This window comes from Dactylosporangium sp. CA-139114 (assembly GCF_050955725.1).
GTDB lineage: Bacteria > Actinomycetota > Actinomycetes > Mycobacteriales > Micromonosporaceae > Dactylosporangium.
The window spans coordinates 4120007-4145827 of the sequence record NZ_CP192080.1 but is presented as its reverse complement, the minus strand read 5'-3'; the positions used below and the strand labels follow the sequence as shown (position 1 = coordinate 4145827).

The 25821-nt window shown below is 72.7% G+C and carries 19 protein-coding genes; 14 read left to right on the top strand and 5 right to left on the bottom strand.

The window, feature by feature from the left end:
* Positions 1–1996 precede the first annotated feature (1996 nt).
* From ACQP2P_RS18865 to ACQP2P_RS18845, 5 genes are all read left to right on the top strand, one after another.
* Complete coding sequence (locus tag ACQP2P_RS18865; protein WP_433617713.1) at positions 1997–2848, top strand: alkaline phosphatase family protein; 852 nt, start codon at positions 1997–1999, stop codon at positions 2846–2848.
* A 56-nt stretch (positions 2849–2904) separates the two neighbouring features.
* Complete coding sequence (locus ACQP2P_RS18860) at positions 2905–4170, top strand: MFS transporter (RefSeq protein ID WP_433617711.1); 1266 nt, start codon at positions 2905–2907, stop codon at positions 4168–4170.
* A 4-nt stretch (positions 4171–4174) separates the two neighbouring features.
* Complete coding sequence (locus ACQP2P_RS18855; protein WP_433617709.1) at positions 4175–5152, top strand: hypothetical protein; 978 nt, start codon at positions 4175–4177, stop codon at positions 5150–5152.
* A 9-nt stretch (positions 5153–5161) separates the two neighbouring features.
* Entirely contained in the window at positions 5162–5551 is a 390-nt protein-coding gene (locus tag ACQP2P_RS18850; RefSeq protein ID WP_433617708.1) for a hypothetical protein, read from the top strand.
* 599 nt (positions 5552–6150) lie between these two features.
* Positions 6151–6315: a hypothetical protein gene (locus tag ACQP2P_RS18845; protein ID WP_433617707.1), complete on the top strand. Its 165-nt coding sequence runs from the start codon at positions 6151–6153 to the stop codon at positions 6313–6315.
* On the opposite strand, the gene ACQP2P_RS18840 is transcribed toward ACQP2P_RS18845, so the two are convergent.
* Both ACQP2P_RS18840 and ACQP2P_RS18835 read right to left on the bottom strand, forming a co-directional pair.
* Positions 6297–7094: an ABC transporter permease gene (locus tag ACQP2P_RS18840; protein WP_433617706.1), complete on the bottom strand. Its 798-nt coding sequence runs from the start codon at positions 7092–7094 to the stop codon at positions 6297–6299. The two genes, ACQP2P_RS18845 and ACQP2P_RS18840, sit on opposite strands and share 19 nt — an antisense overlap.
* A complete protein-coding gene (locus ACQP2P_RS18835; RefSeq protein WP_433617704.1) occupies positions 7091–8044 on the bottom strand; it encodes an ATP-binding cassette domain-containing protein in 954 nt (317 codons plus the stop codon). The genes ACQP2P_RS18840 and ACQP2P_RS18835 overlap by 4 nt, the downstream gene beginning before the upstream one ends.
* Before the next feature lie 99 nt (positions 8045–8143).
* Between ACQP2P_RS18835 and ACQP2P_RS18830 the strand changes: the two genes are divergently transcribed.
* The 9 genes from ACQP2P_RS18830 to ACQP2P_RS18790 all read left to right on the top strand — a co-directional run bounded on the left by ACQP2P_RS18830 (position 8144) and on the right by ACQP2P_RS18790 (position 21541).
* The gene (locus ACQP2P_RS18830; protein ID WP_433617703.1) at positions 8144–9265 is read left to right on the top strand and encodes a magnesium and cobalt transport protein CorA; all 1122 of its coding nucleotides are present in this window, start codon (positions 8144–8146) and stop codon (positions 9263–9265) included.
* A gap of 21 nt (positions 9266–9286) precedes the next feature.
* Positions 9287–11269, top strand: coding sequence for an amino acid transporter (locus tag ACQP2P_RS18825; RefSeq protein ID WP_433617701.1), 1983 nt, complete (start codon positions 9287–9289; stop codon positions 11267–11269).
* Positions 11270–11305: 36 nt separating this feature from the next.
* On the top strand, positions 11306–11860 hold the full coding sequence (locus tag ACQP2P_RS18820; protein WP_433617699.1) for a hypothetical protein: 555 nt from the start codon (positions 11306–11308) through the stop codon (positions 11858–11860).
* A 31-nt stretch (positions 11861–11891) separates the two neighbouring features.
* Entirely contained in the window at positions 11892–12668 is a 777-nt protein-coding gene (locus ACQP2P_RS18815; protein ID WP_433617698.1) for a hypothetical protein, read from the top strand.
* Positions 12669–12903: 235 nt separating this feature from the next.
* Positions 12904–14961 (top strand): DNA gyrase/topoisomerase IV subunit B, encoded by a 2058-nt coding sequence (locus ACQP2P_RS18810; protein WP_433617696.1) that lies wholly within the window; start codon positions 12904–12906, stop codon positions 14959–14961.
* Positions 14962–14987: 26 nt separating this feature from the next.
* Positions 14988–17474 carry a DNA gyrase/topoisomerase IV subunit A gene (locus ACQP2P_RS18805; RefSeq protein ID WP_433617694.1) on the top strand — a complete coding sequence of 829 codons (2487 nt, stop codon included), beginning with the start codon at positions 14988–14990 and terminating at the stop codon, positions 17472–17474.
* Between the two features lie 345 nt (positions 17475–17819).
* Positions 17820–19370: a hypothetical protein gene (locus ACQP2P_RS18800; RefSeq protein ID WP_433617693.1), complete on the top strand. Its 1551-nt coding sequence runs from the start codon at positions 17820–17822 to the stop codon at positions 19368–19370.
* A gap of 142 nt (positions 19371–19512) precedes the next feature.
* Entirely contained in the window at positions 19513–20661 is a 1149-nt protein-coding gene (locus ACQP2P_RS18795) for a lytic polysaccharide monooxygenase (RefSeq protein ID WP_433617691.1), read from the top strand.
* A 67-nt stretch (positions 20662–20728) separates the two neighbouring features.
* Positions 20729–21541: a hypothetical protein gene (locus ACQP2P_RS18790; RefSeq protein WP_433617689.1), complete on the top strand. Its 813-nt coding sequence runs from the start codon at positions 20729–20731 to the stop codon at positions 21539–21541.
* A gap of 48 nt (positions 21542–21589) precedes the next feature.
* Here ACQP2P_RS18790 and ACQP2P_RS18785 read toward each other — a convergent pair whose 3' ends face one another.
* From ACQP2P_RS18785 to ACQP2P_RS18775, 3 genes are all read right to left on the bottom strand, one after another.
* Complete coding sequence (locus ACQP2P_RS18785; RefSeq protein WP_433617687.1) at positions 21590–22186, bottom strand: hypothetical protein; 597 nt, start codon at positions 22184–22186, stop codon at positions 21590–21592.
* Positions 22187–22919: 733 nt separating this feature from the next.
* Entirely contained in the window at positions 22920–24554 is a 1635-nt protein-coding gene (gene pgi / locus ACQP2P_RS18780) for a glucose-6-phosphate isomerase (RefSeq protein ID WP_433617685.1), read from the bottom strand.
* A 129-nt stretch (positions 24555–24683) separates the two neighbouring features.
* Entirely contained in the window at positions 24684–25634 is a 951-nt protein-coding gene (locus ACQP2P_RS18775) for a sulfite exporter TauE/SafE family protein (RefSeq protein WP_433617684.1), read from the bottom strand.
* Positions 25635–25821: the final 187 nt, after the last annotated feature.

The following is a 25821-nucleotide window of genomic DNA, read 5'->3' as shown; positions in this document are numbered from 1 at the left end:
CACACCCGGCAGATCCGGCGCGACGGCCGGCAGCGGTGACGGACCGGCGACCGTAGGCCAACGGACGGGCCGGCTCGCGTTGGGGACAGCCCCGAAAAGCAACTCTTGATCCGGGCTTCGCTCCGGTTCCGGAATGTTCACTATTTGCGCTCGGCGTGGTTCGGGATCGATGGCCCGGTCGTGTTCTGGGATAATTTTGGGCATGGGGCAGATGCAGCTTTTCAGTTCTCGGGAATTGGCTGCCATGCGTGACCGCACGAAGGCCCGGAATTGGTGGCCCGGGAAGGACGAGTTTCGGAAGGAAGCGCAGCGACGGCGTGATTGGGGGTTGGTGAGACGGCATGCGGAGAAGCTGCGCCGCATCCACGGTCCCGCAGATCCCGAGCCCGAAGCGCCAGCTCCTCCAAGCCAGCGACCTCCTGAGGCCGTCTCGACACAACCGCCGTCCGACCCCACCCCAACGGCGCCCATCGGGCCGGCCGAACAATCACACCAACCGACCGCGGACAATCACGCCAGCGCCCCAGCTGAGTCTGGCACCGCAATTCCCCCGATGCAACAATCCCACGAGCCGGGGCCGCGCACAGGCATCACCCGGCGCCTGCACGCATATACAAACGGTCCGCAACGATATTCCATCACAGCGGCCACAAAACGGCGTGCGCCCGCATTGCTCTCGGCGCGTGACTTCGGCGTGCACGACTCCACGGTGCACGGCCCTGCGGTGAACCGCTGCACGCCGTGTGACTCCGCGACGCGCGGCCCTGCGGTGCGCAGCCGCGCGGCTCGGGGCGCGCAGCTTCGGGGTGCGCGGCCGCACGTGCGCGGCTGCACGGTGCACGGCCCTGCGGTGAACCGCTGCACGGCTTGCGCCGCGCGACTCCAGGTGCACGACTCCGCCACGCGCGACTGCACGGTGCGCTGCCCTGCAATACGCCGCTGCACGCCGTGCGACTCCGCGACGCGCGACTCCGCGGCGCGCGGCCCTGCGGTGCGCAGCCGCGCGGCTCGGGGCGCGCAGCTCCGGGGTGCGTGGCCGCACGTGCGCGGCTGCACGGTGCACGGCCCTGCGGTGAACCGCTGCACGCCGTGCGACTCCGCGACGCGCGACTCCGCGACGCGCGGCCCTGCGGTGCGCAGCCGCGCGGCTCGGGGCGCGCAGCTCCGGGGTGCGCGGCCGCACGTGCGCGGCTGCATGGTGCGCGGCCCGGAAGCGCCAGCGGACGTCAACCGCGTGCACGGGAACCCCGCGCGGCCCACTGGTCGGCCGCCGGGAAGAGCATCACCGGCGCCGCATACGTGACCACGCCACTCCACCCGTGCCGCCAGACCCTGGGCGGTGCAACGAGCGTCCGTGGGCACCAGGGCGAGGCCGAGCAGCAGCCGCAGGGCACCGTCCACGGCAGCGGCAGGCCAGGGCGACAGCACGGCGAGCCGGTGACAGCGAGCCGGTGACAGCGAGCCGGTGACAGGGAGCCGGTGGGAGGGAGCCGGCGTGTGCGCTGCGAGCCAGTGGCACGCCAGGGCGCCGCCCGGCACCGTCGAGGCCGCCCAAGGCCAGCCTCTCGAACGCGCCTTCGAAGCCGGCCGTCGCGCTGCTCGCGATCGCCGCGCATGGGCGGCGGTGCTGTGCGGCGTCAGCGCCGGGACCGACGTCCGCCGGGCTGTGGCGCCCCCCTGGCCGCGGTTGTGGCCGGTGCCGGTGAGAACCACGCCTGGGGTCGCCGGCCAACCCGGCCGGTCCTCACGCCGCGGCCGACGACGGTGATCCGGAGCCGGCGAGCATCACCACCGCACACGACGAGTCGAAGACCGCCGACCCGGATGCGATCGGCAACACCCATGCCGGCGCGCGGTCGTCGTGGGCCGGGAGCGTGCGGGCGGTGCGGGGAGTTCACCGGGCGCACGCCTGACGGACCCGCAAGAGTCATAGTCTTCCATCTATCGATGCGTACGATGGGGGTGTCATCCCGGCCCAGTGAGGGGGAATCTACACATGTCGATTCGTCGGGTGGTGTTCGCGCTGGCGACCACTGCCCTCGTCGCCGGTGGCCTGACCGCCGCGGCGTCCACCGCCCAGGCCGCCACCGGGGTTCCGCGCTTCGATCACATCGTTCTGGTGATGTTCGAGAACCACGCGTACTCCCAGATCAGCGGCGCCGGCTCCGCCCCGTACTTCAACTCCCTGGCGAGCCAGGGCGCGAAGTTCACCAAATCCTACGCGATCACGCACCCGAGCCAGCCGAACTATATCGCGCTGTTCTCGGGCTCCACCCAGGGCGTGACCAGCGACGACTGCCCGAAGAACTTTACCGGCACCAACCTGCAGTCGCAGCTGTCGGGCGCCGGGCTGTCGTTCAAGGGCTACTCCGAGTCCATGCCCTCCAACGGCTACACCGGCTGCTCGAGCGGCAACTACCAGCGCAAGCACAACGCCTGGGTCGACTTCTCGAGCGTGCCCGCGGCGTCGAACCTGACGTACGCGAGCTTCCCCTCGTCGTCGAACTACGCCTCGCTGCCGACGGTCGCGTTCGTCTCGCCGAACATGTGCAACGACATGCACGACTGCTCGGTCGGCACCGGGGACACGTGGCTCAAGAACAACCTCGACGCCTACGCGCAGTGGGCCAAGACGCACAACAGCCTGCTGATCGTGACGTTCGACGAGGACAACCGCCTGGCCCTCAACCAGATCTTCACCGTCTTCGCCGGCGCGCACGTGCAGGCCGGCTCCTACGCCGAGAAGATCAACCACTACAACGTCCTGCGCACCATCGAGGGCGCGTACGGCCTGCCGGGCATCGGCGGCGCGGCGAGCCTGTCCCCGATCACGGACGTCTGGAACTGATCGATCCCCGGGCGCCCCGTCTCCAGCGGGGCGCCCGCCGGCCACGAGAGGCTGACGTGTACCTGTCCACAGTGGACAAGCCGGTCACCGGCCCCGCCCCGCGCGGCACCCGCGTCGCCGCCACAGTGCTCGCCCTGGGCACGGTGAGCCTGATCACCGACGTCTCGTCGGAGATGGTGGCCGCGATCCTGCCGCTGTACCTCATGCTGGGCCTGCACCTCGGCCCCCTCGGCTACGGCGTGGTCGACGGCCTCTACACCGGCGCCACCGCGCTGCTGCGCCTCGCCGGCGGCTACGTGGCCGACCGCATCCGCCGCCGCAAGGCCGTCGCCGCCGCCGGCTACGGCATCTCCGCGGTGGCCAAGCTGGGCCTGCTCGCCGCGGGCTCGTCGGTCCCGCTGCTCAGCGCCGTGATCGTCGCCGACCGCGCGGGCAAGGGCCTGCGCACCGCCCCGCGCGACGCGCTCATCACGCTGTCCACGCCGGCGGACCGCCTGGGCCGGGCCTTCGGTGTGCACCGCGCGATGGACAGCGTGGGGGCCTTCGCCGGCCCGCTGGTCGCGGTGGCGGTCCTGGGCGCCTCGGCGCAGTCCTTCGACGCCGTGTTCGTGACGAGCTTCGCCATCGCCGCGCTGGGCGTGTTCGTCCTGCTCACCTTCGTGCCCGAGCACCGCGGCCCGGCCTGGACGAGCGAACCCTCCCCGAGCCGGCCCACGGCACCCGCGGCCGTCTCCATGCGCGCCGCCGCCGCACTGCTCGCGCGCCGGGACTTCCGGCTCGTCGTGCTCGCCGCGGCCGTCATGGGCCTGGCCACCATCGGCGACGGGTTCGTCTACCTGGTGCTGCAGCGCCGCCACGATCTCGCCGTCGGATGGTTTCCGCTGCTGGCCGTCGGCACCAGCCTCGTCTATCTGCTCCTCGCCGTCCCGCTGGGCCGCCTCGCCGACCGCGTCGGGCGCGCCCGTGTCTACCTGGCCGGGTTCGCCGCGCTCGCGGTCGTCTACCTGCTGCTCGCCGCCGGGCTCGGCGGCGTGCCGATGCTGGTGCTCACGGTGGCCCTCTACGGCGCGTTCTACGCGGCGACCGACGGCGTGCTGATGGCGCTCGCCGGGCCGCTGCTGCCGGAGTCGCTGCGCACGACCGGCATCGCCCTGGTGCAGAGCGGGCAGGCCCTGGCGTATCTGGTCTCCTCGATCCTGTTCGGCCTCGCGTGGCAGCTGTGGGGGCCCGGCCCGGCGCTGCTCGCGGCCGCCGCGGCCGCCCTGGCCGCCGTCGCCCTCGTCGCCTGCATGCTCCGGAGAGGTACGGCAGACATTGCATAAGATCTTGTCAACGGCGATCGTCGCGGCGATCCTCGCCGGAGGGGCCGCGGCCTACATCTTCCGGGCCGCGCACCGCAACGATGCCGCCGCGGCCGCCCCCGAGGCCATCCACCTCCAGCCCGGAGACCTGCTCGTCCGCAGCACCGCCGACGGGTCGATGGGGCACCTCGCGGTCGTGGACGGCACCACCCGCAAGGTCTCGGCCGTGAGCTGCAACCGCGTCTACGCCGCCGCGCAGACCGTCATCTGCCTGCGCCCCGACGGCCCGCTCGCGACCTACCAGGTCGCCGTGCTCGACGGGAGCCTGCGCGAGCGGGACACGTACCCGATGGTGGGCGTCCCGAACCGGGCCCGCGTCTCGGCCGACGGGCGGCTGGTGACGTGGACGGCGTTCGTCACCGGCGACTCGTACAACGGCGGGCAGTTCTCGACCCGCGTCGGGGTGCTCGACACGACCTCCGGCGACCTGCTGGCCGGCACCCTGGAGACGTTCGCGCTCACCCGGGACGGCCGGCCGTACCAGGCCGCCGACGTCAACTTCTGGGGCGTCACGTTCGCGCCGGACGACCGGACGTTCTACGCCACGATGTCGACCCAGGGCCGGCGGTACCTCGTCGAGGGCGACCTCACCGCCCGCACCCTGCGCACCCTGGCCGAGAACGTCGAGTGCCCGTCGCTGTCGCCCGACGGCACCCGCATCGCGTTCAAGCAGGCCGTCGGCGCCGACCCGGCGAAGGGCTGGCGCCCGGCCGTCCTGGACCGGGCGACCCTGCGGACCACGGTGCTCGCCGAGACCCGCAGCGTCGACGACCAGATCGCCTGGCGGGACGAGCGCACGGTGATGTACGCGCTGCCGCGGGACCGGGACCACGCCGACGTCTGGTCCGTGCCGGCCGACGGCACCGGGGCCCCGGCCGTGCTCGTGCCCGACGCCGAGTCCCCCGCGCACATAGAGTGGAAATCGAGGCCTACCAAAGAGTAACTTGACCGGATGCGAACGCTGGCGCTGCTCATCGCGGCCGTGGGGATCCTCCTGGAAGGCCTGGTCATCGGGGTCACGCTGGTCGCCCTGGGCGGGGTGATCGACGCCTACTCCATGTCGCTGGCCGGCGCCGACCCGTCCGCCGCCCAGGTGGCGGTCAAAATCACGGGAGTCGTACTCGCCGTGCTCCTCGTCGTCCTCGCCGCCGGACTCGGCGCGGCGGCCGCCCGCGACCGGCACGCCCGCCGGATGGCCTTCCTGGCGATGCTCTTCCAGTGCGCGGTCGTCGTGATCGCGGGGCTGGCGCTGGGCTGGGCCGTGTTCGCGGGCACCCTGGTGGTGCTCGGCACGCTGCTGTACGCCCTCCTCGACGACTCGCAGCAGACCGCCACCCGCTGAGCCCCGCCGCGGTGGCATCCTTGCCCGGCGCCGACCACCACCCCGGGCGAGCCGGCCGTCGACGGCCGCCCGGTGCTCGGCGAGCGCCTCGCCGCCGCGGTCCGCTCGCTCGTCGACGCGCGCGGCCGCACCGTCCCTGCCGCCGCGCTCGCCGAGGCCGTGCGGGGCGGGGCACCGCCGGAGGACGCCGGGGCCGTCCCGGCCCGGCGAGGTCGTGGGACGCGCGCGGCCGCACCGTCACCGCCGCCGCGCTCGCCGAGGCCGTGCGGGGCACCGCCGGAGGACACCGGGGCCGTCCCTGCCCGCAGAGGTCGTGCACCGGCTGCCCGCCCCGGACGACGAGGCCGCCCTGGCCCCGCTCACCGCGCGGGTCATGGCCGGGGCGCTGGAGCTCGCCGTGGCCTGGCGGCGGCACATGCCGATCGAGGACGTCCGGCGACCGGTTCGGGCTGCTCGACGCCGCCCCGCGGGGGCTGCACGAGCGCCGACCAGGCCCGGGCGCCGGCTGCCAAGGTCCGCGCGGTGTTCTTCGTCGCCGCGGCGACCCGGCGTCGGCGCGCGAACTGCGGGCACTGGGCGAGCGCTGCTCACCGGTCGCGATGCACCTGTCCGACCCCGGCGCCGACCCGGTGATCGACACCGCCCGCGAGCCCGACCCGGCGGCGCAGCAGCGGCTCGCGGCGTGGCGGCGGCGGCCGATGACCGAGGTCACCGACCGCATCCGGGAGCTGGTGGACGTACACCTTCAGACCTTGCGGCGGTAGGCCCACAGCGCCAGCGGCATGAACACCGCGACGAGGGCGGCCGACCAGCCCAGCGTCCACCACACGTGCACCCCGTAGCCGGGCGTGCCCAGGAACAGCCCGCGCATCGCCTCGACCAGGTGGGTCAGCGGGTTGTTGCGCACGAACCCCCGCATCCAGCCCGGCAGCGTCGCGGTGGCGACGAACACGTTGGACGCGAAGGTCAGCGGCAGCACGACCAGGAAGCAGATGCCCTGCACCGCGCCCGAGGTGCGGGCCAGCATGCCGATGAGCACCGGGGCCCAGGACAGCGACAGCGCGAACACGACGGCGAGCAGCGCGCCGGCGACCGCGTGCAGCGGGTCGGAGCCGATGCGGAAGCCCAGGACGTAGGCGAAGGTGAAGGTGGAGATCGTCACCAGGAGGTACCGCACGACGTCCCCGAGGACCGCGCCGATCAACGGTGCCGCTCGGGGGATCGGCAGGGAGCGGAACCGGTCGAAGATGCCCTTCTCGAGGTCGGTGTTGAGGTTCACGCCGATCGAGATCGCGCCGATGGCGATCGTCTGGGCCAGGATGCCCGGCATCACGAACTGCAGGTAGTCATGGGTCGAGCCGGAGATCGCGCCGCCGAAGACGTAGACGAAGATGACCATGAACAGGGCCGGCTGGACGGTCACGTCGATGAGCTGCTCGGGCGTGCGCATCGTCTTGATGAGGCTGCGCCGGGTGAGCTCGAGGGAGTGGCGCAGCAGCTTGAACGGCTTCGGCGCGGGTCGGTCGAGGACGAGCGTGGTCATGCCGCAACCTCCGCGGGCTTGGACGTGAGGGAGAGGAAGACCTCGTCGAGCGAGGGCAGGTGCAGGGAGAGCTCGGTGACGGCGATGCCCTCGGCGGTCAGCTTGGCCACGGCCTCGGCCATGGCGGCGTCGCCGGAGACGGGCACGGCCAGCACGCCGGCGCGGATCCGGTCGGCGGCGGCGCCCGAGGAGACCATGGTCAGGATCTCGGCGGCGCGGGGCAGGTCGCGCTCGTCGGACGGGCGGACCTCGAGGGTCTGGCCGCCGACGATCCGCTTGAGCCCCTCGGGCGTGTCGTGGGCGATGACCCGGCCGTGGTCGATGACCGTGATCTCGTCGGCGAGGGCCTCGGCCTCCTCGAGGTACTGCGTGGTGAGCAGCACCGTGGAGCCCTCGCGCACGAGCTTGCGCACGACCTCCCACATGTCCTCGCGCTTGGCCGGGTCCAGGCCGGTCGTCGGCTCGTCGAGGAAGATGACGTCGGGGCGGCCGACCAGGCTCGCGGCCAGGTCCAGGCGGCGGCGCATGCCCCCGGAGTAGGTCTTGGCCGGCCGGTCGGCGGCGCCGGTCAGGTCGAACCACGCCAGCAGCTCGGCGGCCCGCGCCCGGGCGCCCTTGCGGCCCAGGTCCAGCAGGGTGCCGAAGAGCACGAGGTTCTGCCGGCCGGTGAGGTCCTCGTCGACGGCGGCGTACTGCCCGGTCAGCCCGATCGACGCGCGGACCTTCCCGGCGTCGCGGACCACGTCGTGCCCGCCGATGCGGGCCGTGCCGGCGTCCGGCCGGATGAGCGTGGACAGGATGCGCACGGCGGTGGTCTTGCCGGCGCCGTTGGGGCCGAGCACGCCGTGCACGGTCCCCCGCGGGATGACCAGGTCGACGCCCTGCAGCGCCTTCGTCTGGCCGAAGTGCTTGACGAGGCCGCTCGCCTCGACCATCACGTCGTTCGTCATGTCCCGGACTCTGCCCGCCGCGACCGACACGGCGCCGACACGCGACCGACACGACCCGACACGCGGCTGACGTGCGCGGCGGCGGTACCGTGACGGCTCATGAACGACACCCAGCTCAGCCCGGGCCGCCGGGTCGGCCGCCGGGTCGGGCGGCTGATCGGCCGGGTGCTGCAGGGCATCCAGCCCCCGGAGGCGATGCCGCAGCTCCTGCCGCGCGCGGAGGAGGACGCGGCGGTCATGGACTGCGCGCTGTACGTGCGCGGCAGCCGCCAGCCGGGCCGCCCCGCGTTCGCCGAGGCCTTCGCCGCGGCCCGGCGCCGGCGCAACGGCTTCGTGTGGCTGGGGCTGTTCGAGCCGAGCTGGTCGCAGTTCACCGCGATCGCCGAGACGGTCGGGGCCGACGAGGCGACCGTCGACCAGACGCTCGACGCCGAGCGCCGCCCGGCCATCCAGCGGCGCGGAGACGTGACGGTGCTCACGCTGCGCACGGCGCGGTACGTCGAGCACGCCGAGCTGACGGAGACCTCCGAGGTCGTCGACACCGGCGCGGTCACGCTGCTCATCGGCGCGCACTTCGTGGTGTCGGTGCGCCACGGCGGGGCGGGCGCCCTCGCCGACGTGCGCGAGGGGCTGCAGCGGCGGCCGAGCCTGCTCGCACAGGGCCCGTGGGCGGTCGGCTACGCGGTGATCGAGCGGATGGTCGAGGTCTACCACGACGTGGCCACCCGCGTGGAGCAGGACGTGGAGAAGCTCGAGGAGACCGCGTTCCGGCGCCAGGGCGGCTGCGACGTGCAGCAGATCTACCAGCTCAAGCGAGAGCTCGTCGAGTTCAAGCGGGCCGTGCTGCCGTTGCAGGCGCCGCTGCGGCTGATGACCGACATCGCCTCCGAGCTGCCGACGGGTCTGCGCCAGCCCTTCACCGACGTGCTCGGCCGGCTCAACCAGGTGGTGGAGCGCGTCGGGACGTACAACGAGCTGCTCGACTCGATCCTGCAGGCCCGGCTGGCACAGGTCGGGCTCGACCAGAACAATGACATGCGCAAGATTGCCGCGTGGGCGGCGATGGCCGCGGTGCCGACCGCGGTCGCCGGCGTCTACGGAATGAACTTCGACCACATGCCGGGCACGTCGTGGCGCTGGGGCTTCGGCGTGGCGGTGCTCGTGATGACCGCCGGGATGCTGGTGCTCTACCGCTTGTTCCGCAAATCGAGATGGCTTTGACCGGATGATTGCCGAGGGGTCATGACGACCACACCCGAATACCTGGTCCCCGCCCGGGTGGAGACCCCCGGGCCCGAGGAGCGTTCCGGCGGCCCGATCGGGCGCTGGCTGCTGGAGCACCGCGTGGCCCCGATCGGGCCGGAGAGCGACGAGGCGCACGCCAAGCCGCAGGCCTGGTGGAAGGTCATGACCCTGACCGGCGTGGACTACTTCTCCACGCTGTCCTACCTGCCGGCCATCGCCGCGCTGGCCGCCGGGGCCCTCTCCCCGCTGGCGACCCTGCTCATCGTGGCGCTCACGCTGCTGGGGATGCTGCCGATGTACCGCCGCGTGGCCAAGGAAAGCCCGAACGGCCAGGGCTCCGTGGCGATGCTGGAGACGCTCCTGCCCTTCTGGCGGGGCAAGATCTTCGTGCTGGTGCTGCTCGGCTTCGTCGCCACCTCATGGATCATCACGATCACCCTGAGCGCCGCCGACGCCTCCGTGCACATGCTCGAGAACCCCGTGTTCCCGAGCTTCATGCACGGCCACGCGGTGATCATCACCGTGGTGCTGCTGCTCATCCTGGGCGGCGTGTTCCTGCTCGGCTTCAGCGAGGCCGTCGCCGTGGCGATCCCGCTGGTCGGGGTGTTCCTCCTGCTCAACGCGGTCATCGTGGTCGTCGGCCTGGTCGACGTGTTCACCACCGCCGGGGCGCTGCCGGCCTGGACGCACGCGCTGAGCACCGGGCACGGCGGCGGATTCGGGCTGCTGCTGCCGGCCGTGGTCGCGTTCCCGTCGCTGGTGCTGGGCCTGTCGGGCTTCGAGACCGGGGTCAGCATGATGCCGCTCGTGGCCGCCGAGGGCGGCAACGCCGGGCAGCGGCGGGCGTCGCGCCTGGCCAACACCAAGAAGCTGCTCACGGTCGCGGCCGCGATCATGTCGGTGTACCTCATCGCGACGAGCTTCATCACCACCGTGCTGATCCCGCAGCGGGAGTTCGAGGAGGGCGGGAAGGCGGCCGGGCGGGCGCTGGCCTACCTCGCGCACGAGAAGATCGGCGAGGCGTTCGGCACCGTCTACGACATCAGCAGCGTGCTCATCCTGTGGTTCGCGGGCGCGTCGGCGATGGCCGGGCTCATCAACATCATCCCCCGCTACCTGCCGTCCTACGGCATGGCGCCGGAGTGGGGCCGCGCGGTGCGCCCGATCGTGCTGGTCTACACCGCGATCAGCATCGGCATCACGGTCGCGTTCGGCGCCGACGTCAACGCGCAGGCCGGGGCCTACGCGACCGGGATTCTGGCCATGATGGTCTCCGGGGCCGTGGCGGTCACGATCTCGGCGTGGCGGGCCGGTCAGCGCCTCACGGGGATCGGGTTCACGGTGCTGACGCTGATTCTGCTGTACGCGCTGGGCGCCAACGTGATCGAGAAGCCCGACGGCATCCTCATCTCCGCGGTCTTCATCGCCGGAATCATCGTGGTGTCGCTCGTCTCGCGGGTCAGCCGCACCACCGAGCTGCGCGCCGACGCGATCGAGTTCGACGACGCCGCCCGCCGCTTCGTCACCGAGTCGATCGAGCACGACGGCGAGCTCAACATCGTGGCGAACCGCCGGCAGGCCGGGGACAGGGCGGAGTACGAGGGCAAGGAGTCCGAGCAGCGCGGCCACAACCCGGTGCCGGGCCGGGCCGACATCCTGTTCCTGGAGGTCGACGTCGTGGACCCGTCGGCGTTCTCCGGCACCCTGTGCGTGCGCGGGGTCGAGGTGGACGGCTACCGGGTGCTGCGCACCGGGAGCCCGGCGGCCCCCAACGCGATCGCGGCGGTGCTGCTCGCCCTGCGCGACGCGACCGGGGTCCGCCCGCACGCCTACTTCGAGTGGGCGGAGGGCAATCCGCTCGGGCACCTGTTCCGGTACCTCATCCTCGGCCGCGGCGACACGGCGCCCGTGGTGCGCGAGATCATCCGCTCGTCGGAGCCGGACCCGTCCCGCCGTCCGGGCATCCACGTGGGGGGCTGACGCGATAGCGTGTACCCCGACTTCGGGGGAGGCCACATGTCCGTTTCCAGACAGGTCCGGCTGGTGCATTGGTCGGTGATCGCCTCGGCGCTGCTGCTCGGCATCGCCGCCGCGCTGTCCTGGGCGGCGCTCGCGCACCTCGCCGGGCTGCACACGAGGATGGTCTCCGACGGCCAGCTCGCCCAGGCGCGGACCGACATGCTCAACAACCTCGCCACCGCGGGCGTCTCCGCGCTGGTGCTCGCCGTGATCGCCGTCCTCCTGCGCCGGCCCTCCAGCAAGGCCCGCACCGCGGTGTGGGTGTTCGGGCCGATCATCGCGCTGACCACGCTGTGCTTCCTGGTCGGCGGCCCGGAGTGGGCGGTGGCCCCGACCGGCGAGGAGCCCGCCGAGCTGCGGGCGGAATACGCGCAGGTCGTGCCGGACTGGTACGTGTGGCCGCACGGGATCGCCGGACTGGTCGCGGTCGCCCTGCTGATCTTCGCCGCGGTCTTCCTGACCCGCGCGGATCTGCGGGAGCACTACATGGACGGCGGCCACGACGCCGCCCGCGGCTACACGTCGTGGGTCGATCGCACCGGCGGCGCGTGACCGGCGTGCGCGCCGGGGTTAAGGTGTCGCCGTGACGGAGCCGAACTCTCCCTCCGGCCCGACCTCGGGGCCCCGGCCGCCGGCGTGGAACCGGCCGCAGCCACCTCCCCCGCCACCGCCGCCCCCGGCCCCACCGGCCAACGTGCCGATCTCGGGCGAGCTGCTGCCGCCCGCCGGCTACGGCCCGCCGCGCGCGGTGCCCCCGCCCGGCTACGCGCCGCCGCCCCAGGTGCCGATCACCAAGCGCATCCCGGACAACCTGCCGTTCGTCGCCCGGCCCAGCGTGCTCAAGCGCGTCCTGGTCCTCGGGCCGATCGCCGCGGTCCTGCTGCTGCTGTTCGCCTGCCCGCTCGGGCTGGCCCTGACCGCCGACAACGACCCGAACCACACCAGCGGCGACGCCGTGGCGCTGGTCGGCATCGTGCTCTGCCTGGCCGTCGTGATCGCCGTGGCGTTCGGGCTGCAGATCTTCCTCGTCGCCTCGGGCGGGCCGGTGCTCGCCCTCGCCCCGACCGGGCTGTGGATCAAGACGCGGCCGACCCGCGGCCAGGCGGTCTGGCTGCCGTGGGAGGGCGTCGAGCGGATCCGGCGGCGGCGCTGGGGCCTGGAGAAGATGCTCGTGGTCAAGCCGCGCGACCCGCGCGTGGAGGGCAGCCTCGGCGCGTTCACCCAGGTCGATTCCGCGTTCATGAAGCTGTTCTACGGCTCGGGCTTCACCGCGACCCTGAACTTCGCGGACCGCTCGGAGGACGAGATCCTGGCGGCGGTGCGGCAGTTCAGCAACGGCCGCACACCCGTCGGCATCTGATTCGCATCCGACCCGCACCGTCGCGCGCCGATCCGTGGCTCTCCGGCCGGCGCGCAGTATCATCCGAGGTCGCGGCCCCGAAGCGGGCTCGCGTACCAGCCGTGGTTTGGACCGGCACCGATCCGGAAATCCGGCGCGTCGGGGGCCACATGTCACCAGGGTGCCGAAAAAGTGTCAGACCCTAGGTCTACGCTCGCGGGCAGCACAGGGACCAGGACCATTGGAGAGAGCCGAGTTGACCGCACAACCCGAGACCTTGTACGGGGCAGCAGACCTCACGCTCCTCGAAGGGCTCGACGCCGTCCGCAAGCGACCGGGCATGTACATCGGCTCGACCGACAGCCGCGGCGTCGCCCACCTGTTCAACGAGATCGTGGACAACTGCACCGACGAGGGCATCGCCGGGCACGCCACCCGCATCGAGGTGACGCTGCACGCCGACGGGTCGGTGCAGGTCGACGACGACGGCCGCGGCATCCCCGTGGACGTGCACGCCAAGTCCGGGATGTCCGGCGTCGAGCTGGTGCTGACGAAGCTGCACGCGGGCGGGAAGTTCGGCGGGTCGGGGTACAAGACCTCCGGCGGCCTGCACGGCGTCGGCGCCTCGGCGGTCAACGCCCTGTCGACGCGCTACGACGTGACCGTGCGCCGCGACGGCAAGATCCACCACATGTCGTTCCAGCACGGCGTGCCGGGCGAGTTCGACGGGCCCAACGCCACCTCGAAGTTCCGCCGCGGCGGCGGGCTCGTCGTGCAGGGGCGGATGAAGCGCGGCTCGTCCACCGGCACCTCGACCCGCTACTGGCACGACGCGCGCTACTTCGAGGCCGGCGCGGCCCTGGACCCCGAGGCGGTGCGGGCGAAGCTGCGCAACACCGCGTTCCTGGTGCCGGGCGTGACCTATGTGCTCAAGGACGCCACGCAGGGCTCGATCGAGACCGAGACCTACCACTACCCCAACGGCCTCGCCGACATGGTGGAGTTCCTGGCCCCCAGCGGCGACAAGCCGGTCTGCGGCACGCTGCTCATCAACGGCGAGGGCACCTACAAGGAGAACGCCGCCGACGAGAACGGCGTGATGAAGGCCAACGTCGAGCGGCGCGCCGAGGTCGAGATCGCGCTGCGCTGGGGCACCGGCTACGAGCGGGTCGTCGAGTCGTTCACCAACACCATCCGCAACATGCACGGCGGCACGCACCGGCGCGGCTTCGAGCGCGGCGCGCTGCGGGCGCTGACCGAGGCCATCCGCAACACCCGCGGCCTGCTGCGCCCCAAGGAGGACCTGCCGACGCTGGAGGACGTGCTCGAGGGCATGACCGCGGTCATCCACGTGCGCATCCCCGAGCCGCAGTTCACCTCCCAGACCAAGGACGAGCTGTCCACCGCGCCCGTGACCCGGGTCGTGCAGCAGGTCGTCGAGCAGCACCTCAAGGCCTGGATCGAGGCGCGCAAGACCAAGGTCGAGGCGCGCACCGTGCTGCAGAAGATCGTCGACGCGGCCCGGGTCCGGCTCACCCAGAAACAGCAGAAGGACGCGGCCCGGCGCAAGACGGCCCTGGAGGGGGCGTCGATGCCGGCCAAGCTCGTCGACTGCCGCTCGACCGGGGTGCAGCGCAGCGAGCTGTTCATCGTCGAGGGCGACAGCGCCCTGGGCACGGCCCGCATGGCCCGCTCCTCGGAATACCAGGCGCTGCTGCCGATCCGCGGCAAGATCCTCAACGTCCAGAAGGCGAACATCCAGCAGGTGCTGGACAACGCCGAGTGCTCGGCGATCGTGCAGGTGCTCGGGGCCGGCTCCGGGCGCACCTTCGACCTCGAGTCGATGCGCTACGGCCGCATCCTGATCATGGCCGACGCCGACGTCGACGGCTCGCACATCCGCACCCTGCTCATCACGCTGTTCGCGAAGTACATGCGGCCGGCCATCGCCGACGGGCGGCTCTACGCGGCCGTCCCGCCGCTGCACAAGATCGTCACGAAGGGGCGCAACCCGGAGACGATCTATACGTACACGCAGCAGGAGATGGAGAGCACCGTCGCCCGGCTGGAGAAGGCCGGCAAGCAGGTCGTCACGCCGATCCCCCGGTTCAAGGGTCTGGGCGAGATGGACGCCGACGAGCTGTGGGAGACCACGATGAACCCGGCGACCCGGGCGGTGCGGCGCATCACCCTCGACGACGTCGAGCGGGCCGAGGAGGTCCTCGAGCTGCTCATGGGCGAGCGGGTGGAGCCCCGCCGCAACTGGCTCATCGACTCCGCGGCGCGGGTCGACCAAGAGACGATCGACGCGTAACGACCCCGGAAGGCCGACGGAACACGATGGCACGCAAGAGCACCAAGGCGGTCAAGGCCGACCTGTCCGCGTTCGACCAGGCCGGTGCGCGGGTGCTGAACAACCCGCTCACCACCGAGGTGGAGGACTCCTACCTGGAGTATGCCTACTCGGTCATCCACTCCCGGGCGCTTCCGGACGCGCGGGACGGGCTCAAGCCCGTGCACCGGCGGATCCTCTTCTCGATGAGCGAGCAGGGGCACCGCCCCGACCGGGGGCACGTGAAGTCCTCCCGGGTCGTCGGTGACGTCATGGGCAAGTACCACCCGCACGGCGACAGCGCGATCTACGACGCCATGGTCCGCATGGCCCAGGACTTCTCGCTCAACGTCCCGCTCATCGACGGGCACGGCAACTTCGGCTCCCCGGACGACGGGCCCGCCGCCTCGCGGTACACCGAGGCCCGCATGTCCCGCGAGGCGATGCTGCTCGTCGGCGAGCTCGACGAGGGCACCATCGACTTCAAGCCCAACTACGACGGCTCCCTGCAGGAGCCCTCGGTGCTGCCCGCCGCCTTCCCCAACCTGCTGGTCAACGGCTCGTCCGGGATCGCGGTCGGCATGGCGACGAACATGATCCCGCACAACCTCGCCGAGATCGTGGCCGCGACCCGCTGGCTGATCAACCACCCGGCGGCGAGCCTGGACAAGCTCATGGAGTTCGTCCCCGGCCCCGACCTGCCCACCGGCGGTCTGCTCCTCGGCCTCGACGAGGTCCGCCGGGCCTACGAGACCGGCCGTGGCGTGGTCCGCATGCGCGGCCGGGTCGAGATCGGGCTGCTGGAGGGCAGCCGCGGCCGGCAGGCGATCACGGTCACCGAGCTGCCCTACGGCATCGGCGCCGAGAAGGTGATCGAGAAGATCACCGACGAGGTCAACAAGACCAAGCGGCTGCAGGGCATCGCCGACGTCAAGGACCTCACCGACCGGGAGAACGGCACCCGGCTGGTCATCGAGTGCAAGGTCGGCGTCAACCCGCAGGCGCTGCTGTCGGACCTCTACCGGCTCACCCCGCTGGAGCAGTCCTTCGGCGTCAACAACCTCGTGCTCGTCGACGGCCAGCCCCAGACCCTGGGCCTCAAGGCGCTGCTGGAGGTGTTCCTGCAGCACCGCTACGAGGTGGTGACGCGGCGCACCGAGTTCCGCCGCAAGAAGCGCCAGGACCGCCTGCACCTGGTCGACGGCCTGCTCATCGCCCTGCTCGACATCGACCGGGTGATCGCCCTGATCCGCGACAGCGACAACGCGGCCGAGGCCAAGGCCGGCCTGATGAGCGAGTTCGGGCTCACCGACGTCCAGGCCACCTACATCCTCGACACCCCGCTGCGGCGGCTCACCCGCTACGACCGCATCGAGCTGGAGGCCGAGCAGCAGCGCCTCAACGAGGAGATCGCGGCGCTGAGCCAGATCCTCGACGACGAGAAGGTGCTCAAGAAGGTCGTCTCCGACGAGCTCGCCGCCGTCGTCAAGGAGCACGGCCAGCCCCGCCGCACCACCCTCATCGACGGCGACCTCAAGGAGGTCCTCGCGGCCTCGGTCCCGGCCGGCCCGCTCGAGGTCACCGACGACCCGTGCCAGGTCCTGCTGTCCGCGACCGGCCTCGTCGCCCGCACCGCCGCCGAGTCCGAGGAGGCCCCGGAGGGCAGCCGCAAGGCCGGCCGCGACAAGCACGACGCCGTCCGCGCGGTCGTGCACACCACGGCCCGCGGCCAGGTCCTGCTGGTCACGAGCCGCGGCCGCGCCTTCAAGGTCGACGTGCTGCCCCTGCCGGTCCTGCCCGAGCAGCCCGGCACCGTCTCCCTGCGCGGCGGCATGTCCACGTCGGAGCTCGTCCCGCTGGAGTCCGGCGAGACGGTGGTCGGCCTCGCGCCGCTCGCCGACCGCGAGTCGGGCTCCCCGGGCCTCGCCCTCGGCACGCGCAACGGCCAGGTGAAGATCTGCGCCCCCGAATGGCCCGTGCGCTCCGACGAGTTCGAGGTCATCGGCCTGCGCGACGGCGACGAGGTGATCGGCGCGACCTGGCTCACCGACGGCTCGGAGACCCTGGCCTTCGTGAGCAACGACGCGTCGCTGCTGCGCTTCCCGGCGAACCTGGTCCGCCCGCAGGGCCTCAAGGGCGGCGGCATGGCCGGCATCAACCTGGCCGACGGCGCCCAGGCCATCTTCTTCGGCGCCGTGGTCACGAAGGACCCGGAGCACGGCGAGCCGATGGTCGTCACGGCGACGATGGGCAACGCGAAGATGACGCCACTGCGCCTCTACCCGGCGAAGGGCCGGGCCACGGGCGGCGTGCGCGCGCAGCGGTTCCTCAAGGGCGAGACCCACCTGGTGCTGGCCTGGATCGGCCCCCGCCCGGTGGCCTCGAACGCGAAGGGCGACGCCCGCGACCTGCCGCAGGCCGACTCCCGCCGCGACGGCTCGGGCGCCCAGCTGCGCGCCCCGGAGCTGATCGGCCACCTGGTCGAGCGCGGCTGAGGCCGCCGCTGGTCCCGGATGCGACGACGAGGGCCCGGTCCACGGCAGCGATGCCGCGGCCGGGCCCTCGCCGCGTCCTGGACATGTCCGGGGATTCCCTCACCACCGGGCCGTGACCCCCGGCCCGAGGATGAGCGCCGCTCACCTGCGGCACCCCTCCCCCGGCCACCATCCGGCGCCCGCGGCCGTACGGCCCGTCTCCCTCCAGCGCCCCCGACCGGACGTGCGCACCCCCGTCGCCGATCACCCACGGTGGATTCCCGCCGTCAACGCGCCTCGTGCCGCCGGTCGGCGTTCCTCCGGGGGTGAACGTTTGCCCACGTGGGGGTGGGTAGAGCGCGGCCCGTGCTGACGAACCTGGCCCACCTGGACGCGCTGCGCGTCCGTATCGCGCCGCCGGCGACCGCCCGGCACACCACCTACCGGCTCGCCGACGAGTCCGCCGTCGAGGTCGTCTGGACCTACGCCGAGGCCGGCCCCGGCGGCTACCGGCCGACCGGCGGCGACCCCGGCCAGGGCGCCTTCAACGCCGACGACATCGCCCGGGCCGCGATCGTGTACCTGCGGCACTGGCGCGCCACGGGCGACACCACGAGCCGGACGGCGGCGCGGCAGCTGCTGCGCGGGCTGTGCTACCTGCAGACCGCCCCCGCCGACGACACCGACCCCCGGGCCGGCAACGTCGTGCTGTGGCAGCAGGCCGACGGGCGGCTCAACCCGAGCGCCGACCCGGCCGAGCAGCCCGACCCGTCCGACGGCGGCGAGTCCGCGTGGCTGGCCCGCACGATCTGGGCGCTCGGCGAGGGGTTCGCGGCCTTCGACGGCGACGAGCCCGGGTTCGCCGGCTTCCTGCGCGCCCGGCTGCGGCTCGCGCTGGGTGCGGTGCGGCGGCAGGTGCTGCAGCGGTACGGCCAGTGGCGCCTCGTCGACGACACGGCCACGCCCGCCTGGCTCATCGCCGACGGGGCCGACCTCACCGGCGAGGCGCTGCTCGGCCTGTGCGCGTACACCGCACGCAGCGGCGACGAGGACGCCCGGAAGGTCCTCGAGCAGCTCGGCGAGGCGGTGACCGCGATGCGCACCGGCACCCCGTGGACGTGGCCGTTCGGGGCGGTCCTGCCCTACGGCCTGTCCCGCACCGAGTGGCACGGCTGGGCCGGGCTCGCCCCGGGCGCCCTCGCGCGCGTCTACGAGGTGTGCGGCGACCTCGGGGCCCGCGACGCCGCCCTCGCCGACGCGGCCTCGTTCACCCCGCACCTGCTCGTCGGCGGCGGCCCCGACAACCTGCGGGTGGCGCTGCCCGGCGCCCGCGAGGCGCTGACGCTGGACGGGGTGCAGCTGGCCTACGGGGCCCACTCCCGCGTCGAGTCGCTGCTGGCCACCGCCCGCGCCACCGGCCGGCCCGCGCTGCGCACGCTCGCCGGGATCGCCGCCTCGTGGTTCTTCGGCAACAACCCGGCGGGCGCCCCGATGTACGACCCCGCGACCGGCGTCACCTACGACGGCATCGACCGCCCCGACGGGCTCGGGGTCGTGCACCGCGACGCCGGGGCCGAGTCCACGATCCACGGCCTGCTGGCGATGCTGGCCCTCGACGCCGACCCGCACACCGCCGCGGTCGCCCGCATCGCCGAGCCCGGCCTGCGCATCGAGGGCACCGAGATGCACACGATGGCCCTCGCCGACCCGGTCACCGGCGCCCACCTCACCCTGCTGCGCAGCCTCGCCACGAGCATCCGCGCCGTCGACGTCGTCGTGCCGGGCGAGTCCCCGGCGACGGTGAGCGTGAACGACCCGGCGGCCGAGGAGATCGAGCACTACACGACGACGGCGGGCCGCATCCGGGTGCTCGTGCCGGCCGGGGGCTTCACGACCGTCGTGCAGCCGGGCGGCTGACGGTAAGTTTCACGCCCCGCCCGTGCTCAGCCGTGATTGACACCGTCCGATGTTTGCCAGCCGGTGGTGACGCCGCACACACTGCGCCTACCTCGTGGGAGCCGAGCAACTCTGCCGCGCCCCGAACTCGAGGAGGTACCCCTTGGCAACCATCGCCAGAGGCGCGCTGTGGACGACCGTGGTCGCCGCCGCCGCTCTCGTCGCGGCCACCCTGGTCGCGCCCGGCGCCGCGCACGCGCACGGCGTCGCACTCGTCCCCGGCAGCCGCACCTACCTGTGCTACGTCGACGGACTGCAGGCCACCGGCCAGATCGTCCCCACCAACCCGGCGTGCGCCGACGCCGTGGCGCAGGGCGGGCAGCAGCCGCTCTACGACTGGTTCGGCGTCCTGCGCTCCGACGCGGGCGGGCGCACCACCGGCTACATCAACGACGGTGAGATCTGCGGCGGCGGCACCACCAAGTACGCCGCCTACAACGCCGCCCGCACGGACTGGCCCACCACGCACCTGACCGCCGGGTCGACGATCCAGCTGCACTACAGCAACTGGGCCGCGCACCCGGGCACGTTCCACATGTACATGACCAAGAACGGCTGGGACCCGACGAGCCCGCTCAAGTGGTCGGACCTCGAGTCGTTCTGGAGCGCCACCGACCCGCCGCAGTCCGGCGGCCCGGGCGCGCTCAACTACTACTACTGGGACACCACGCTGCCGGCGAACCGCACCGGGCGGCACATCATGTTCATCCAGTGGGTCCGCTCCGACAGCCAGGAGAACTTCTTCAGCTGCTCGGACATCGTCTTCGACGGCGGGCACGGCGAGGTCACCGGCGTCAAGGGCGGCGGCACCGGGCCCTCGAGCTCGGCGTCGCCGTCGCGTTCGGCGTCGGCGTCGCCCTCGGTGTCGCCGTCGGCGTCGCGATCCGCGTCGGCCTCCGCGTCGCCGTCGCGCTCGGTGTCGTCGTCCCCGGCGCCGGGTGGATCCGGGTGTACCGCGACCTGGGCGCTCCAGCCGAGCTCGTGGGCCGGGCACTTCCAGGCCCAGGTCACCGTCAAGAACAACGGCTCGTCGACGCTCAACGGCTGGACGGTCCGCTGGACGTACACCGGCGGGCAGGGCTTCGAGGGCGCGCCGTGGAACGGCACCCTCGTCGGCCAGCCCCCGAACGTCGCCGTGTCGAACGTCGACTGGAACAAGGTCCTCGGACCCGGCGCCAGCACGTCGTTCGGCTTCAACGCCACGGGCACCGCGCCCGCCACCGCCCCGGCGCTGACCTGCTCGAGTCCCTGACCGTTCGTTGGCTCGCGGCGCCCGCATCCCCGGTGGTGCGGGCGCCGCCCGATCAGTTGAGGCCCCCGTGACCCACTCCGCACCCGGCGGGACCCGCGTCCGCCGCCCGGCCGCCCCCGACGAACCCGCCCGCCGTCACCGCCGCGGCCTCGCGCCCGTGTGGCGGTACAGCATCGGCTTCCTCGCGATCCTCGCCCTGCTCGGCGCGATCGTCTTCGTCACCCAGCAGCAGTCGCCGGCCCCGCCGCCGCCGAAGGAGACCGTGCACAGCGTCGAGGGGGCGCTGGGCAACCGGCAGGCGGCGACCCTGGACGTCATCAGCGGCGTCGAGTCGGTGATCATCCACGCCGAACCGCTCGACGGGCTGCTGTACCGCGCCTCGACCCTGCCCGGCAGCAAGGTCGAGCCGGTCGCGGCCGAGTCGGGCGACGACGTCAAGCTGAGCCTGAACGGCACCGAGATCGCCGGCCAGGCGACCGTCCACGTGTACCTCAACGACAAGGTCCGCTGGACGCTCAACCTCGCCGGCGGCGGGCTGCGCCAGGTCGTCGACTTCGGCGGCGGCCGCCTCGCCGGGATCGAGGTCGCGGCGGGGGTGCAGGAGCTCGACGTGACGGTACCGAAGCCGGAAGGCACCATGTCGATCCACGTCGGCGGCGTCGGGCGGCTCGCGGTGCACGCCCCGAGCGGGGTGCCCGCGCAGCTCAGGCTCGGCGACCACGGCACCATCGGCGAGGTGCGCCTCGACGACAAGGTGACCAAGAACGTGGCCGGCGGCGCGACCCTCGCCACCGGCGCGGACTACGCCACGGCCACGGACCGGTACGACCTGCAGGTCGGCACCGCGGCCGCGGCCGTCTCCGTGGACCGGCGACCCTAGGCGGGATCGCCCGCGGCCCGGGGTGCCGCCGCCGCCGCGCCGGCGCCCCTACGCGGTCGCCCGCGGCCCGGGGTGTCGCTTCCGGTGGGACGGCACGCCGAGCGCGGGCAGCTTGAGCAGCGAGACCTCCGGGGACTGGCCGGACAGCACCATGAGCCGGCGCATGCTGAGCCGCACCAGGTGGTGCGAGACGAAGAACAGCCATCCGGCCAGCGGCAGCTCCACGAGCAACGCGGTGGCCAGGCTGACCCAGCGGTCCGGCCCCGACGCGGTCATGATGTCGAACCAGGCGTCGCACGCGAGCAGCGTCCCGCTCACGAGCGCCGCGAGCACGACGACCTGCCGCCGGCGCAGCGCCGCCCAGGCCGTGAACCCGAGCGTGACCATGAGCGCCCCGTCGAACCCGACCCACGTGAGGTCCCAGTTCCCCGCGAGGTACCGCGGCGGCAGCCGCAGGCCGAGCGCGATGACCCACGGGATCATGAGGACGCTCGCGACCCCGATGACGATGACGAACCAGCGGCGCGCACGCTCGGTGGCCGCGATGGAGCGCCGCGCGAGGCGGGGCTGCAGCTGGGCGAGCCGGCGCGCGAGGTCGGCGCGCTCGGCGGCGGTCATCGACTGCAGGTCGGCGTCGGCGATCACGTCCACGACAGTACGTCGCCTTGGGTGCGCGGACGGGTGCTGACAGCAGGCTCCCAGCAAACCCTGACGTGACCCGAACACGAAGCTTCGGGCGGCGTGGCCGACATGTCGGACACTTCGTGATCCGACATGTCGGATTTTTCGCCTGTCGGGGTGTAAATCCGTTGCATGACGGTTGATGATCGGGAGGCGCCCGGCCAGCTTCGGCGTCGGGACGGCCATCACGACGCCGGTCCAGCCATCGTCACCAGGAGCCGTCTCAGCCGCCCGCGGGACAGCAGGCGCCGTCTCAGCCGCACGCAGGGCAGCGCTGCCATCAGGCTCCGGGAAGCCGTCTCAGCCGCGCGCGGGGGCAGCACTGCCGTCAGCCCCGGGGCGCCGTCTCAGCCGCGCGCGGGGGCAGCACTGCCGTCAGCCCCGGGGCGCCGTCTCAGCCGCGCGCGGGGGCAGCACTGCCATCAACCCCGGCGCGCCGTCTCCGCCGCGCGCGGGGCAGCGCTGCCGTCAAGCCCCGGGGCGCCGTCTCAGCCGCGCGCGGGGCGGGCAGCGCCGCCATCAATCCCGGCCCGCCGTCTCAGCCGGTGTGCGCGGGGCAGGCAGCACCGCCATCAACCCCGGCCCGCCGTTTCAGCCGCGCGTGCGGCAGCGCTGCCGTCAGGCTCCGGGAAGCCGTCTCAGCCGCCCGCGGGCCGAAGGGCGAGCGCCCCCGGCCCGCGCCGGCCGGTCGCGACGGTCAGCGGCCGCGCAGTGCCCGGTAGCGGGCCACCAGGCTCGCCGTGGAGCTGTCCAGCGCCGACAGGTCCGGGCTGTCCGAGGTCAGCGCCGGCTCGATGCGCTTCGCCAGGACCTTGCCCAGCTCGACGCCCCACTGGTCGAAGGAGTCGATGTCCCAGATCGCGCCCTGGACGAAGACCTTGTGCTCGTACAGCGCGATCAGCTGCCCCAGCACGTGCGGCGTGAGCTCGTCGGCGAGGATCGTCGTCGTCGGGCGGTTGCCGCCGAAGGTGCGGTGCGGCACCTCGGCCTCGGCCACGCCCTCGGCGGCCACCTGCTCCGACGTCTTGCCGAACGCGAGTGCCTGGCCCTGCGCGAAGAGGTTCGCCATGAGCAGGTCGTGCTGCTCGCGCAGCGGGCCGAGCTCCGCGACGGGCCGGGCGAAGCCGATCAGGTCCGCGGGGATGAGCGCGGTGCCCTGGTGGATCAGCTGATAGTACGCGTGCTGGCCGTTGGTGCCGGGCGTTCCCCAGACGATCGGGCCGGTCGCCCACTCCACGGGCCTGCCCTCGCGGTCGACCGACTTGCCGTTGGACTCCATGTCGAGCTGCTGCAGGTACGCCGGGAACCGCGACAGGTAGTGGCTGTACGGGAGCACGGCATGGGTCTGGGCGTCGTGGAAGTCGCGGTACCAGATGCCGAGCAGGCCCAGCAGCAGCGGCGCGTTGGCCTCGGGGGGCGCGGTGCGGAAGTGCTCGTCCATCTGGTGGAAGCCGGCGAGCATGGAACGGAAGCCGTCCGGGCCGAGGGCGATCATCAGGGAGAGACCGATGGCGGAGTCGTAGGAGTACCGGCCGCCGACCCAGTCCCAGAACTCGAACATATTCGTCGTGTCGATGCCGAACTTCGCGACCTCGCTCGCGTTCGTCGACACGGCCACGAAGTGCTTGGCCACGGCCGCGTCGTCGCCGAGGGCGTCGAGCAGCCACCGGCGCGCGGCGGTCGCGTTGGTGATCGTCTCGATCGTCGTGAACGTCTTCGACGACACGATGAACAGCGTGGTCGCCGGGTTCGCGTCGCGCAGGGCCTCGTGCAGGTCGGCGCCGTCGACGTTGGAGACGAACTTGAAGGTCAGGGAGCGGTCGGTGAAGGGCCGCAGCGCCTCGTACGCCATCGCCGGGCCGAGGTCCGACCCGCCGATGCCGATGTTGATCACGGTCGTGATGCGCTCGCCCGTGTAGCCGGTCCACTCCCCCGACCGGATGCGGTCCGCGAACGCCGACATCCGGTCGAGCACGGCGTGGACCTTCGGCACCACGTTCTCGCCGTCCACGATGATCTCGGCGTCGCGCGGCGCCCGCAGCGCGGTGTGCAGCACCGCCCGGTGTTCGGTGAAGTTGATCTTTTCGCCGCGGAACATGCGGTCGCGAAGCTCGGACACGCCGCGGGCGGCCGCGAGGTCCTGCAGCAGGCGCAGCGTCTCGTCGGTGACGAGGTGCTTGCCGTAGTCGAGGTAGAGGTCGCCGGCCTGCAGCGCATACCGGCGGCCCCGGTCGGGATCTTCGGCGAACAGGTCGCGCAGGTGAATCTCTCCGAGTTCCGCGCGGTGCTTGACCAGCGCGGCCCACTCGGGCAGATGGTTGAGCCGAGGCATCAGGAAGCTCCTAGCGAGTCAGCGTGGTGACACTCCACTCGCTGATTCTGCCCCTTTCGCGTTCGTCTCGTCGTCGCTGTCCCGATCTTGTGTGACGGACGGGACCACGCCCGGCCGTGCGTGACGGGCTCAGCGCGAGGAGTGCCCGATCGCGTCGCGTGACGTGGCCGAGGCGGCGATCGCGGCGGGGTCAGCCGGGTCGGTGTTCGGGTCCGACAGGGGCTGCGGTGTCCGGTTGCGCCGCCGGCGCAGGCCCTCCACCACGGCCGCGGCGGTCGCGAGGGCGATCACGAGCAGGACGGCGCCGGTCGGCACCTCGAAGAGCTTCAGCGCGCTGGCGATCAGCACGACGATGAGCGCCGCCCGCACCACGCCCGCCGGTGCCCGCGAGGACAGCCGGGCCCCGATGAGCACGCCCGGCACCGAGCCGATGAGCACCGCCGCGGCGAGGTCGAGCTTGAGGTCGCCGAAGATCGCGTGCCCGAGCGCGGCCGAGAACACGAGCGGGATGGCCTGCACCAGGTCGGTCCCGACGAGATCGCGGGGGCGCAGCGCCGGGTACAGCGCGAGGAGGATCACGATGATGAGCGACCCGGACCCGACGGAGGTCATGCCGACGACGAGGCCGCCGAGCGCTCCGAGCAGCAGGGTGGGCACCGGCCGGACCTTGATCGGGGCCGCGGCGCCGTCGTCGCCGGCCGGGCTCTTGCGGTATGCCTTGACGAGCAGCCCCACCACCGCGAGCAGCAGCGCCACCCCGAGGGCCAGCCGCACCACGTCCTGCACCCGGTCGCCGTCGCCGATCGCGCGCATGAGCAGCACGCCGGCGAACGCGCTGGGCACGCTGCCGAGGCACAGCCACCGCACCAGCCCCCAGTTGACGGACCCGCGCCGGGCGTGCACCCACCCGCCGAACGGCTTCATCACGGCCGAGGCGGCGAGGTCGCTGGACACGGCGGCGAGCGGCGGCACGCCGAAGAACAGCACCAGGATCGGCGTCATGAGCGCGCCGCCGCCCATCCCGGTGAGCCCGACGACGATCCCGACCCCGAGCCCGGCGAACGCAAGCAACGGATCCATGCCGAGCAGTCTCGCCCCGAAACCCGATTTTGTCCACTAAGTAGGTCGACAAAGGTGAGTAGTCCGCCGGAGGGATGAACACCCAGCGTGATCCGCGCGTGGCCGGACTGCGTGGACGCTCGGACGCGATGACGGTGTGTGATCGGTGCCGTCGGACTGATCGCTGGCCCGGGTGACTACCGCGGAC